This is a genomic window from Paenibacillus luteus (assembly GCF_006542765.1).
In the GTDB taxonomy this organism is placed as follows: Bacteria; Bacillota; Bacilli; order Paenibacillales; family Paenibacillaceae; genus Pristimantibacillus; species Pristimantibacillus luteus.
Genome location: NZ_SKCD01000006.1, coordinates 122,547 through 135,738, shown reverse-complemented (window position 1 = coordinate 135,738; position 13,192 = coordinate 122,547). Strand labels below are relative to the sequence as shown.

Sequence of the window (13,192 nt, the reverse complement as noted above, 5' to 3'; positions counted from 1 at the left end):
GCAGAAGGACCAGCATCATGCTACTCGTGCTGTTCTGCATTTTTGTTGATTTTAGCCATAAAGCTTCTAAAGACTTCAATTTCTTGCTCTGAAATATCGGCTAGCATACGCGATACAAAATCGGCTTCGATGGGAGCCAGTGCGTGAGCGCTTGTCTTGCCTTCTTCCGTGACATGCAGCAGCTGCGAGCGGCGATCATTTGGGTTCGAGACTCGGCGAACGAGCGCCTTACGTTCTAGCTGATCCACCAGACGGGTAATGTTAGCAGGATCTTTATCCGTGCGCTGGGCTAGATCCTTATGCGTAATCCCATCATGTTCCTCTAAGCACATTAACAGCGACCATTGCTCGGGCGTTACATCATAATCCTGAAAAAGCTGCTGGAGCCGGTGATTTAATCGCCGTCCTGTATTACTAATGACATATCCTACGGATTGCTTGAATTCCATGGTATCCACCTGCTTTGTTTATTTAGTTGTTATAACAATAATACGCTTATCAACTATATAGGTCAACTGCTCCAATCCAAAAAAACAGGATTGGAGCCTATATTAGTCGATTGGCATGGAGCTGATTCTGCTTGCGGTACTGTTCGGGGGTAAGTCCGGTATGGAGCTTGAATGCGCGGCTAAAATGGGAGGGATGCTTGAAGCCAACTTCATAGCCGACATCGGTAATCGGCTGCTGGCTGTCAATCAGCACGATTTTGGCCTGATAGATACGGCGCTGCATGAGAAATTGGAAGATCGTGTTGCCCGTCACCTCTTTAAAGGTTTTGGCCAAATAAAACTTACTCAAATGAAGTTCGGCCTGAATACCCTCCAGCGTAATATCCTCTTGGTATTGGCGGTCCAAATAAGAAATAATGGATTGAACATGATGCTCCTTTGAGGAAGGAAAGCTTGGTTTATCCTTTAGCGGCTTCTGGCATAGCTGGTTGATGAGAATAAGAAAATCAAGCAGGCGGGCCTTAAAGCGCTGCTGGGAGAATGAATCCTGCACGGCGTAAAGCTCTTTCAGCCGCAGGAGAGTTGCCTCCACTTCGTCCTTATCTGCTCCGCGAAGCTGTAATTTTATATTTTGCAGCTTCTGAAAGGGCTCAAGCAAATCTGTGGCAAATGGAGGCTGAATAAATTGCTTGAAATAAAACGGATCAAAATGCAGCGTTGTGCGGTGATACTCTTCGCTAGGATCAACATGGGCGCGGTGCAGCGTCATGCCGTGCATGAGCAATAGGTCACCCGGCTCCAGCACATGTATGCGATCATTGATCAGGTAATTCACTTTACCGCCATGAAAATAATAAATCTCGTAGTGAAAATGGGTATGGTAAGGAACTTGAACGTTAAAGTTCGAGCTGGTTCCAATCGTATAAGGCTCGCTGATTTGGTGCTGTGTGGCCATTATTTTGCCTCCCCCTGCTAAATATCCTCATTATACACCAACCAGAGTTAAATAAAAGCGCAAACAGGATAATGCGAATGAAGTCACTTAAAGCCCGAAGTGCTACCATAAAGACAGGTTAAAACGTTTGATCAAACAGCAGAAGATACATTCAAATAAAAGGGAGCAATCGGGATGCAGATCGTTCGTTTGGGAATTATCGGACTTGGTAATATGGGTAAGGGCCATCTGGGTTACTTGTTGAATGGTGAAGTAAGCGGTGTAGAGGTTTCGGCAGTTAGTGACTCTATCCCTGCGAATTTGGATTGGGCCAAAGAGAAACTTGGCGATCAAGCAGGTTTATTTTCCGATCCTTATGAGATGATGGATTCCGGTCTTATTGATGGTGTTCTTATTGCGACGCCTCATTACTCGCATCCAGAGCTTGCAATCGCTAGCTTCGAGCGCGGTTTGCACGTGCTTTGCGAGAAACCGGCAGGCGTCTACACGAAGCAAGTTCGTCAAATGAATGAAGCGGGAAGCAAAGCCAATGTGAAATTCAGCATGATGTACAATCAACGGACTAACCCGCTTTATGTGAAGTTAAAGGAACTGATTGACGCGGGCGAGCTAGGTGAGATAAGAAGAACCAATTGGATTATTACGAATTGGTACCGCTCCCAAAGTTATTATGATTCGGGTACATGGCGCGCGACATGGGGCGGAGAAGGCGGCGGCGTATTGCTCAACCAAGACCCGCATCAGCTTGATCTGTGGCAGTGGACGATCAGCATGATGCCAAAGCGCGTCCGTGCTTTTTGTTACTTTGGCAAGCATCGCAACATTGAGGTTGAGGATGATGTGACGGCGTTTGTTGAATACGAGAATGGCGCGACCGGTGTATTCGTAACAACAACAGGTGAGGCACCCGGCACGAACCGGCTGGAAATTAGCGGAGACCGCGGCAAGATTGTCATCGAAAATAATGAGATGACCTTTTGGAGGCTGCGGGTGCCTGAGCCGGAATTCAACCAACAGTTCAAAGGCGGCTTCGGGCAGCCGGAATGCTGGAAATGCGAAATTCCGGTCACAGGCAGCTATCCCGATCACAAAGGCATTACGCAAAACTGGGTAAACGCAATTTTGTATGAAGAGCCATTGATTGCACCAGGGGAGGAAGGGATTAAAGGCCTAATGCTTTCCAATGCGATGCTCCTGTCCACTTGGACGGATAACTGGGTTGATTTGCCGATTGATGAAGATTTATTTCTTCAGCATTTGGAGGATCGCATCAAGGCTTCGGCCTATAAGAAGGAGGAGCAGAGCTTATGAGTAAGGCAGATGGCATGAAGTATGCACCAAAAGGGAAGCCGAATAAAGTGATAGAGGATGGGCAGTTTGTCATTGCTGCTGTCAGTCTGGACCATGGGCATATCTATGGAATGTGCAATGGACTTGTCGAAGCGGGAGCAACCTTAAAATGGGTTTACGATCCCGACCCGGCTAGAGTAGAAGCCTTTATCCAGCAATATCCTCAGGCAAAAGCAGCAGAGTCAGAAGAGCAAGTGCTCGCTGATCCGGAGGTCCAGCTTGTGGCAGCAGCGGCCATTACCTCTGAGCGCGGTCCGCTCGGCGTACGCGTTATGAGGCATGGCAAGCATTATTTTACAGATAAAGCGCCGTTTACGACGTTGGAGCAGCTCGCAGATGCCCGAGCTGCTTACTCCGAAACAGGTAAAACATATGCGGTTTATTACAGTGAGCGTCTCCATGTGGAAAGCGCTGTGTATGCAGGTCAGCTCATTGAGCAGGGGGCGATCGGGCGAGTGGTGCAGGTGATCGGGCTTGGCCCTCATCGCTTGAACGCTCCCGCGCGTCCAGCTTGGTTTTTTGAGAAAGAAAAATACGGCGGCATTATTTGTGATATTGGTTCCCATCAAGTGGAGCAATTTTTATCCTTTACCGGCAACCGCAATGCGACGGTCGTAAACAGCAAAGTAGCCAATTACGCGAATAAGGACTATCCGGAGCTTGAAGACTTCGGTGATATGACGCTAGTTGGTGAGAACGGGGCTACGGGGTACTTTCGTGTAGACTGGCTTACGCCGAGCGGTCTAGGCACTTGGGGCGATGGCCGGACGATTATTCTCGGAACGGACGGCTATATCGAGCTGCGTAAGTATATTGATATCGCAAGGGAAAAAGAAGGCGATAACCTGTACCTGGTGAACGCCGATGGAGAGCAGCATATACAGTTGAGGGGAAAAGTGGGCTTTCCTTATTTTGGCCAGCTTATCCTGGATTGCTTGAACGGAACAGAGCTTGCCATGACACAGGAGCATACCTTCAAGGCAGCAGAGCTTTCGCTGCTTGCTCAGAAGAATGCTACGCGAGTAGAGTGATTTTACAGAATTGCAGAAGGAGCTGGATCAGGGAGAAGCCTGATGCGGCTCCTTTTTTGTGAGTAGGGGATGGCTGCGATTATGAGATGCGCAGCAAACGGACAATTTCACCGTCGATTAGCTCATCACTGACCTTATGGAATCCCAGCGATTCATATAAGTGAGCGGCGATGTGATTTTCAGCGCGATGTCCGATCATGATGGTCTTGCAGTTCAAGGTCTGGCGCATTAGCGCTATAAGCTGGATTAAGGCTTGTTTGCCATAACCGTTCCCTTGCTGCTTTGCATCGATCATTAAGGCGGGAATCCAGTAGTGTCCATTCTCATCTGGTTCTGTGCAATATACAATAATACCTGTGAGGGTTCCCTCAGAGTAAATGGAGAGCAAGGAAAACTCAACCATATATTTGGACTCCGCAATCCAGTAAACAACGGGCGCAGGAAACACATGGAGCTGCTGAGCTGTAACCTGAAGCTGAGTACAGTCATACCAATTTTCTTTGGACACTGGTTCTAATCGAATGCTTATGATTCTTCCCTCCTATTAGTGGGTGTTTTCTTATACATGCATCGATGCTTGATTGGTTCCATCATACAATATGGAAACCAAGCGCGCGGCATACCAATTAACTATAATTAAAGATTACAATCGAGTTGCGATAGCTATTCAAGCCGTTTGGAGGTTATTCAAGTTCAATAAGAACGTTTAGGTGCTTAAAGAGCCCGAATGAGGTTGCTCCTAGGCTGAATTGGAGGCTGTAAGTACCTTGGTGTGCTTTTTTATAAAAGAATAAATTGTAATCATTACTATCTTGACGCAAACGAATGGAGTTGCTATACTAATCAAAGCGTAAAGTTTACTATTAGTCGATGAGTGAGTCGGCTTTTTTAATGAATTATAATCGTAATAATTACGTTTAAATAAAATAATGAATAGAACAGAGGTGCTGCGGATGACAGCGAACAAAATTCCCGTAACCGTACTAAGCGGTTATTTGGGAGCGGGCAAAACTACGATTATGAATCATGTGTTGAACAACCGGGTGGGGCTTAAGGTTGCGGTTATAGTCAACGACTTAAGCGAATTGAATATTGATGCTAGCCTGATCAATGACGGTGGCGGCTTGTCTCGCACAGATGAGAAGCTAGTCGAGATGTCCAATGGCTGCATCTGCTGCACCTTAAGGGAAGATCTGCTGAAGGAAGTCGAAAAACTGGCTAAAGAGAATCGATTTGATTATATATTGATTGAATCCACAGGCGTTGGCGAACCGGTCCCCGTCGCTCAGACCTTTACCTATATTGATGAAGAGCAGGGCATCGACCTTACTCAATTTTGTAAGCTGGATTGTATGGTAACTGTTGTTGACGCGTACCGTTTCTGGCACGACTATTCCTCTGGTGAGACGCTGCTCGAACGCAGCCAAGCCGTAGGCGAGGATGATACACGTGAGGTTGTTGATCTGCTTATCGATCAAATTGAATTTTGCGACGTACTTATTTTGAACAAATGTGATCTTGTAGAGGAAGAAGAGCTGATGGAGCTGGAGGGTGTTCTTCGCACACTGCAGCCACGAGCCAAATTGATCCGTACAGCCAAAGGCGAGATCGATCCGAACGAAATTTTGAATACCTCGTTGTTCGACTTTGAGGAAGCCAGCCAATCGGCGGGCTGGATGAAGGAAATGGCGGCGCCAGCGCATACCCCGGAAACTGAGGAATTTGGCATATCCTCGTTCGTTTATGAGCGGACAAAGCCCTTTCATCCGCAGCGGCTGATGACCTGGATGGAGGAATGGCCGGAGGAGATCGTCCGTGCGAAAGGAATGGTGTGGCTCGCGACGCGCAATGATTATGCACAAAGCTTAAGCCAAGCGGGGCCTTCCATTCAGTTTGGCCCAGCGGGACAGTGGGCGGCCGCTCTGCCTGATACGGAGCGCGAGGCCGTATTGCTAGAAGATCCAGAACTGGCAGAGCTTTGGGATGACAAATATGGCGACCGCATAAACAAAGTTGTGTTTATCGGAATCGAAATGAACCGGACAAAGCTGATCGACTCGCTCGATAGCTGTTTGCTGAGCGATGGGGAGCTGGATGAGAATTGGGACGAGTTCCCTGATGAGTTTCCAAATACATCGTCTGAGCAGATGGAGCAGGCTCTGCATTAAACGATGTTTTAATTAGGTTGATGAAATCTTCTTACGTTTAGGAGGTGAATACAGTGAGAGTAATCGTGACGCTTGCTTGTACAGAAACGGGCGACCGCAACTATACAACGACAAAAAACAAAAGAACGACGCCGGAGCGGCTTGAGGTAAAGAAATACAGCCCGAGACTCAAACGGGTAACCGTTCACAGAGAAACGAGATAACAGCAGACCAGAAAGATCGGACACAGCATCCGGTCTTTCTTTATGCTTTATTCTTCAACTGTATGTCGGTAACCCAATAAGTAACGATAAAGGTTAATGAACTGATTTAGGTTCTTTCGATTCCCGAACGGCAATCTATTGAGCAGTTAGTTGTATTTCATGAAAAATATATGTTGAACAAAAGAAATGAAGTTTAAGCGAAGCGAGAAGATTGTTCTGGAGAAACGAAGTGTTCGCCTTTACAGTCATATTCCAATGTTTATACAAAAATTTGAAAGCCAGAAACACAAATTAATGAATTGTTGGCTTCCTCCTTGCAGTGCAAGATAGAGAAGGAGAGTCGATCTTCGAATCTCTAATTCGATGCTAGGGGAGGATAATAAAGAATGAAACTGAGTTCACGGAAAATGGTTCAGGTCATGGTCGTTTTTTTGCTGTTAGTTGCGGGGATGATTCCGTACGCAGCACTAGCAGCAGCTTCAGCTGTAACGATCTCTCAAGCAGGCAGTATTGTAACCGCTACCAACGGGAATTTAACGATTACGTATGACTTGGCGGATGGCAAAGGTCATTTCCAAGCCGGAAGCACGGTCATCATGTCGGATTTTTATTCGGATTACGGCATTGTCGGAAGCGGGGCCCGTATCAGCTCCTTTGATGCGGGGACGCGTACGGCAAGCTGGGCATCGATCGGTACAGATAACTACGGTATCAACGGGAAGCAACTGACGATTACGAATACCTTAAGCGCCGGGTCTACGATTATTCTCCGCATCGCTATGTATGAGAACCACTCGTATATTCTTGCGGATATGACCGTTAACAACGGTACGAGCAAAAGCATTGATTTTATGGAACCGATTGCGGCAGGAAATTTAGATATTGGTGCGGGCTCGGATAAACGCATCTATACGACGCCTTATACGAACAATTATGACTTTGGCGTGGCACCGGTTAATGATTTTGGCAACAGTCAAAATGGCTACGATAGGCCATACGGTTCAACCGAAAGCTGGGCACCCTTTAACGGGACGAGCTACTGGGTTGCCGCCATGTTCGACAATACGAACAAAAAAGGGTTTATAGCTGGAGCAGCGACGACATTCAAGTGGAAAAGCATGCAGTATCTGCGTCAAGCAGCTGCGGCCAACGGTCCTTTGACGGCGTTTTCCGTATATAATGCGGGTGGCCAGCAGAGAGGGACCTCGGTATCCTCTGACAAATTTTTTCTAGGTTATTTTGACGATTACCAGAAAGGGCTGGAGACGTTTGGCAGCACCTATGCCGTTGCGGAGCCTAAGCTGGAATGGAATGATGCCGTCCCTATCGGATTTAATACATGGTACGCCTATTATACTTATCCAACGGCGGACGCTATGTTTCCGATGACGGATTATTTCGAGAAGCACTTGAAGCCGCTTGGCTATAATTATATGAATTTGGATTGTTGTTACCAAGGTGTAGAGGGGAAGACGGACCTCGAGAATCTGGATGACTTTGTAGACTATGTCCATGCGAAAGGGATGAAAGCTGGCACATATTCCGCTCCGTTTGCTATTTTTGACGATTTGGCGGATACGGTACCAGGCACATCGTATACGTTCGGCAATATTGCCTTGAAGGATGCGAGCGGAAGTCCAATCAAGTCGTATATTAACACTTACATCGTAGATGCAACGCATCCCGGCGGCCAAGCCTATATCGAGTGGGTCATGGACAAGTATCACGTCGCCCCGGGCTTCGATTATGTAAAGCTGGACTTTATCGATTTGGGCATGTATGACGGGAAATTCTATGATACGACCAAAAATGGCATGCAGGCTTACCGTATAGGCATGGAGATCATGCGCGATACATTGCTGGCTGCCCCGCAGGATATTTATATTAACGAATCGATTGCCCCGCTGCTCCCTTCCGGTTATGCCCATGGCAGACGGACAGGAGTAGATACTACAATTGGGCTGGAGTCTTACCCGGGCATTGAGCGCCAGGCGCTGAATACAGCGGCATCTTGGTGGACGAACGATACGTTGTATGCGTATAACGATCCAGATATGATTTTTCCGGAAAGCGTCATCGACGGATTTGGTAAGGTAACATTAAACGAAGCTTCACTCCTAACGACAGCAATTATTATGGGAGGCGGCCACTGGCTGATCGGTGACAACGTGCCGTTTATCTCGGAGGACCGAATGGCCATTTTGCAAAACGAGGGCCTGCTGGATTTGGTGAAAAAGGGCAAGGCGGCAAAGCCGGTGAAGATGTCGAATTTCTATCACAAGCTGGAGCATTCGCCAATTGCTCTCTATTTGACGGATACGAACGGCGACCGTGTCGTGGGCTTATCCAATTGGGATATGAATAATCCGGCTTCCGTCTCGCTGTCCTTCAGTGATCTGGGCTTAAGCGCAACCACGAATTACACGTTAACGGAGATTTATAGCAAAACAAAAATCGGGCAGTTTACGGGAAGCTACTCGCGTACCTTAAAGCCTGGCGAATCGATTATCGTTCGCGTATCGCCGCAGCCGTCGTCGCTGCCGCTCGCACCTACGAATCTTGCGCTTGGCAAGACGGCCACGGCATCCTCTACCTGGTCGGGAAGCTCCGGATACGAAGCATCCAAAGTAACGGATGGAAATCTCGCTACCAGATGGAGCGCAGCGGGCGGTACAGCCAACAATCAGTGGATAGAGGTTAACCTTGGCGCAAATACGAACGTCAACCGCGTCGTCCTAAGCGAATACGGCTCAGGCAGCCAAAGCTACCAAATTGATACGTATGCGCTGCAATATTGGAACGGAACAAGCTATGTAGACCTAACGAAGGGATTTACGATCGGCGACCGCCGTATCTATAATTTCCCGACCGTATCCACTTCGAAAATAAGGCTTTATGTCAAAACGGCCAGATTCATTCCTTCCATTCAAGAAATTGAAATCTATAACGTACCGGGCAATACGGGTTACATGATTGATCAAGACAACAGCAATGGCGCCTATTCTACCTATTCGGATATTCGGGCGACTATTCAACGAATGCAAACCTTTACCTTGACGCAGTCGAGCTTGCCTAAAATGGATGTTTATCTGTATGAAAGCTACGTAAACAAAGTGCCAGAGGATAATCTCTATCTTGATATTGTCCAGCTGGATACAAGCAATAATCCGGTAAGCACCTTGTTCAGCGCAGCGCTTCAACCGAACAATGTACCGGGAGCGGCAACGCCATATTCGATTTACCCGCGCCTGAGCGGACTCGATACGTCGAAGAAATACGGACTGATTCTCCGTTCGCCGGAAACGCTGGATGACGCATCAACGAGCAATAAGTACGGTTTCGCTTATAGCGACAGCAATCCTTATGCGGGCGGATTTGAGCGGCTATCGACGAACGGCGGCATAACCTGGACAACGGAAAGCAGCGGCAACCGGGATTTGATCTTTACCATTTACAAATAAAAATTGAGAAAGACTCTTGCTCAGCTGAAAGTTAGGCTGGGCAAGAGTCTTTTGTCTGTTTAGAAGCATATCGTCCATCATGAACATGATATCGTCCATTGTTCGCGGCGGTGAAAATATCAATAATGAAGGTGTACGGTGAAGAAGTCCCGGAAATTCAGGAGGTGGGCGGATGCTTCGTTTTTTGCTTAATCGCAGCATCAAAACCAAGATTGTATGGAGCACCGTGCTGATTTCCTTAATTCCGCTGCTGATTCTCTCCTACTTATTTTATGATACGAATGCCCGTTCCTTGGAGAGGACGATGCTGCGCAGCTCGAATCAAAACGCCGATTACCTGTCGGATTATTTGGACAAATATTTTCAAAATGTATCAGCTTCCGCTCTTCAGGTCTACGGCTTTCAACGAATTATGAACTTGATGGAGCATGGCATTGATTACAATAATCCGGATATTCTTAACCTAAAGGATTCGTTAAATAATTATTACCGACTGGTCGAGAGCCGAAACGAGCATATCATGAAAGTGATGATCTATGGAAAAAATAATAGGCTGGCCGATAATTGGTCAAGAGCTTCCAGTTATGATGCGATTATGCTGGGCAAAGGCACGCCCTATTCAGATGAGATGCTGGACTTGCCTTTTCAGAACACGTTGATGTTCACGTATACGGAATCGCTGCTGAAGCAGTCATTTTTTGTGTATGGTGTAACGATTTATGACCCTTTCTCCAAATCGAAGGTGGGCACGCTCATCTTCTATATCCCTAGCAAAGAAATCGTGAAGATGATTGAACGATATAATTACGAGCCAAACGAAATTATTTTACAGAACAGGCGCGGGGATACGTTCTATCAAACCTCTGATCGTTATGCGGCATCCATCGACCCTTATGAACCGCCAAAGCTGCCCATAAGCAGTCAAAAGCATGATCTTCGTTTCTCAGACAACAAGGATCGGTTAACCAGTACCTCCTTCATTAACAATGGCAATATCCGTTTGTCCATTGTGTACCCTAATACGGAGCTTAGGCTAAACCGCGATCATTTGATGCTGATTACGATTGTTGCGCTCATTCTTGTGCTGTTGTTTATCTATATTTTTTCGTTTCTGTCACAGCGATTTATTACGAGGCCGCTGCTTATGCTGGGCAAAGCGATGAAAGCCTTTCGAAACGGAAATTTGCAGGCAACCGTCAAACAGCCGCAACTGTGGCGAGACGATATCTCGGAGCTGACGCGCAGTTTTAATTATATGACGGAAAAAATAAGAATGATGATCGAAACCGAGTTTCAAATGCAGCTGCGCAACAAGGAGGCGCATATTATGGCGCTGCAGATGCAAATCAATCCTCATTTTCTTTACAATACCTTGCAAACGATAGGCGGAAAAGCCGTCCTGATGGGAGATTATGAAATCCATGAAATGTGCAGGGCGCTGGGCGATATGTTCCGGTACAGCTTCTATGAAGGGAATATGGAGTCCACACTGCGCATGGAGGTAGTGCATGTAAACAATTATTTGTATATCCAGCAGCTGAGATTTGAAAATTCCTTGCGACTGGAAATTGATGTGCCTGAGACTTTTATGGATGTGACGATCATTCGATTCGTGCTGCAGCCCATTATTGAAAATGTCATCGTCCATGGGCTGGTCAAGGACGATGACACGCAGTTGCTGATCCGTATAAGCGCCGTTCGTGAATCGGATGATATCCTTCTTACCGTATGGGATAACGGACCTGGTATGGATAAGGATAAACTGGAAGCCGTCCGAAAGGATATTAGCCATCCATCAAAGGAAGTATTCGCTGGTGTCTCGATTGGCCTGAAAAATGTCCATGAACGCATCAAGCTTGTTTATGGTCCCAATTACGGCATAACGATTCATAGCGAGGAAGGAACCGAAACGTCAATCTCGATTCGAATCCCAAATAGAACGGAGGCTGGGGCAGATGTACAAGGTGATGGTCGTGGATGATGAGCCGTGGGGACGTAAATCCATTAGCAAAATGATCGGAGAGCTTCCGCTGGAATTGGAAGTAATTGCGGAAGCGAGGCATGGGGAAGAGGCGCTGGAGCTGATCCGAATGAGCAAGCCGCATATCGTGGTGACCGATATGAACATGCCGGTCATGAATGGGAAGTCATTTCTTGCCGAGCTGCATAGGGAGTATAGCGAGATCAAAACGGTGGTCATCAGCGGGTACTCCGAGTTCGAATACATGAAGGCTGCGTTAACCTACCAGGCATGTGAATACGTGATGAAGCCGGTCTCGGCTGCGGAGCTGAGAGCAGCGCTTGGCAAGGCTATCGCAGCCAGCCAGAGCCATCTCAGCCTGCAGCAGCAGAAGAAGCATAAAGAGGATATGCTGAGCTTGAAGCGGGAGGTGTTCCTTCAGCATGTGGTCAGCGGACGCATTAACAATCACGCTGACCTTTATGCCCAGGCCTCGGAGCTGGGACTTGGCTGTGCGAGCAGCAGGCTTCGATTGGCTGTACTTAAGCTGCGGCAATATCGCCGGATCGTAGATAGGAAGTTTCACGGCAATGCGGATTTGCTGATGTATAGCGTAGAAAATATCGTACTTGAAATGCTGCGCGGAGAAACGACGGTTGCCTTCAAATCGGATGACCGGGAGAACATTATCATTCTTTTTCCCGATTCGATGGATCACACTCCTTGTCTGCACTCATTCCTCGGCAAGTTCCATGAAGCTATGAAGCATATGTACCAAGCGGATGTTATCGTAGGGCTTAGCCCGGCAGATGAGCCCTTCGAGCAGCTTCCTGCGGCCTATCATGCCGCGCAGCAGGCGCTGCTTGCTAATCCGTTTCAAGGAATGGGGCTCGACGTTTGCGAAGCGCGGCGGCAAGCCCCCATCCTTGAGCAAGCCATACTCAGCTCCTTCGAAGCCCAGACGCTAAAGCAAGCTCTCGTGTCAGGCAAGAGCAAGGATATGCAGCGAATATTCAACCAGTTTGTTCATCAAATCCTGTCGGCGCATGGAGCATCCATCCAGTCCGTTCAAAGGGAGCTCGCCGGCGCGGTTGAGCTGCTGCCGATAGGCGACCAGCATCAGTCGGAATGGTCGTCCTTCCTTGAGCCTAAAGCGATCCTGCAGGTACTTGAACCGGCAGAGCTGCACATTTGGGCGGCGCAGGTCTGTGCCTTTGCTGAGCAATTGGCAACGAGACATGAGAAGCCGGATACCGATTACACGATTCGCGAGATTGTAGCCTTGCTTGATCAGCGTTATTTTGAGGATTTAAGCTTGGTCGACATTGCAACAAGGTACCATATCGATCCGAGCTATTTAAGCAAATTGTTTAAAACGGTGACGGGAGAAAACTTTATTGAATATGTGAGCCGCAAGCGGATAGAAAAGGCTTGTGAGCTGCTCGGGGGCACTGACCGGAAAATTATCGAGATTTCCGAGCTGATTGGCTATGAAAACCAGCGTTATTTCAGCCAGGTTTTCCGCAAGGTAATGGGGTTAACGCCCACAGAGTACCGGGAGTCCAGGGGACAGGATCATTCCGTAAGTATAAAAATTTGAACAATCGAAACACAA

General features: G+C 47.5%; 10 protein-coding genes. 7 read left to right on the top strand and 3 right to left on the bottom strand.

What is annotated here, in order from left to right:
* Nucleotides 1-20: 20 nt before the first annotated feature.
* Nucleotides 21-449, bottom strand: coding sequence for a MarR family winged helix-turn-helix transcriptional regulator (locus tag E0496_RS04765; protein ID WP_141500510.1), 429 nt, complete (start codon nucleotides 447-449; stop codon nucleotides 21-23).
* A 97-nt stretch (nucleotides 450-546) separates the two neighbouring features.
* Complete coding sequence (locus E0496_RS04760; protein WP_141500509.1) at nucleotides 547-1,404, bottom strand: helix-turn-helix transcriptional regulator; 858 nt, start codon at nucleotides 1,402-1,404, stop codon at nucleotides 547-549.
* Between the two features lie 174 nt (nucleotides 1,405-1,578).
* On the opposite strand from E0496_RS04760, the gene E0496_RS04755 reads away from it, so the two are divergent.
* Both E0496_RS04755 and E0496_RS04750 read left to right on the top strand, forming a co-directional pair.
* Nucleotides 1,579-2,715 (top strand): Gfo/Idh/MocA family protein, encoded by a 1,137-nt coding sequence (locus E0496_RS04755; protein ID WP_141500508.1) that lies wholly within the window; start codon nucleotides 1,579-1,581, stop codon nucleotides 2,713-2,715.
* Nucleotides 2,712-3,785, top strand: a complete 1,074-nt coding sequence (locus E0496_RS04750) for a Gfo/Idh/MocA family protein (RefSeq protein ID WP_141500507.1) — start codon at nucleotides 2,712-2,714, stop codon at nucleotides 3,783-3,785. The genes E0496_RS04755 and E0496_RS04750 overlap by 4 nt, the downstream gene beginning before the upstream one ends.
* A 79-nt stretch (nucleotides 3,786-3,864) precedes the next feature.
* Here E0496_RS04750 and E0496_RS04745 read toward each other — a convergent pair whose 3' ends face one another.
* On the bottom strand, nucleotides 3,865-4,293 hold the full coding sequence (locus E0496_RS04745) for a GNAT family N-acetyltransferase (protein ID WP_241674593.1): 429 nt from the start codon (nucleotides 4,291-4,293) through the stop codon (nucleotides 3,865-3,867).
* A 445-nt stretch (nucleotides 4,294-4,738) separates the two neighbouring features.
* On the opposite strand from E0496_RS04745, the gene E0496_RS04740 reads away from it, so the two are divergent.
* The 5 genes from E0496_RS04740 (at nucleotide 4,739) to E0496_RS04720 (ending at nucleotide 13,177) form a co-directional block, all read left to right on the top strand.
* On the top strand, nucleotides 4,739-5,953 hold the full coding sequence (locus E0496_RS04740) for a GTP-binding protein (protein ID WP_141500506.1): 1,215 nt from the start codon (nucleotides 4,739-4,741) through the stop codon (nucleotides 5,951-5,953).
* A 53-nt stretch (nucleotides 5,954-6,006) separates the two neighbouring features.
* Nucleotides 6,007-6,156, top strand: coding sequence for a 50S ribosomal protein L33 (gene rpmG, locus E0496_RS04735; protein ID WP_053377650.1), 150 nt, complete (start codon nucleotides 6,007-6,009; stop codon nucleotides 6,154-6,156).
* A gap of 386 nt (nucleotides 6,157-6,542) precedes the next feature.
* On the top strand, nucleotides 6,543-9,617 hold the full coding sequence (locus E0496_RS04730; RefSeq protein ID WP_241674592.1) for a discoidin domain-containing protein: 3,075 nt from the start codon (nucleotides 6,543-6,545) through the stop codon (nucleotides 9,615-9,617).
* 172 nt (nucleotides 9,618-9,789) lie between these two features.
* A complete protein-coding gene (locus tag E0496_RS04725) occupies nucleotides 9,790-11,598 on the top strand; it encodes a sensor histidine kinase (protein WP_141500505.1) in 1,809 nt (602 codons plus the stop codon).
* Nucleotides 11,573-13,177, top strand: coding sequence for a response regulator transcription factor (locus E0496_RS04720; RefSeq protein ID WP_141500504.1), 1,605 nt, complete (start codon nucleotides 11,573-11,575; stop codon nucleotides 13,175-13,177). Before E0496_RS04725 ends, E0496_RS04720 begins: the two co-directional genes overlap by 26 nt.
* Nucleotides 13,178-13,192: the final 15 nt, after the last annotated feature.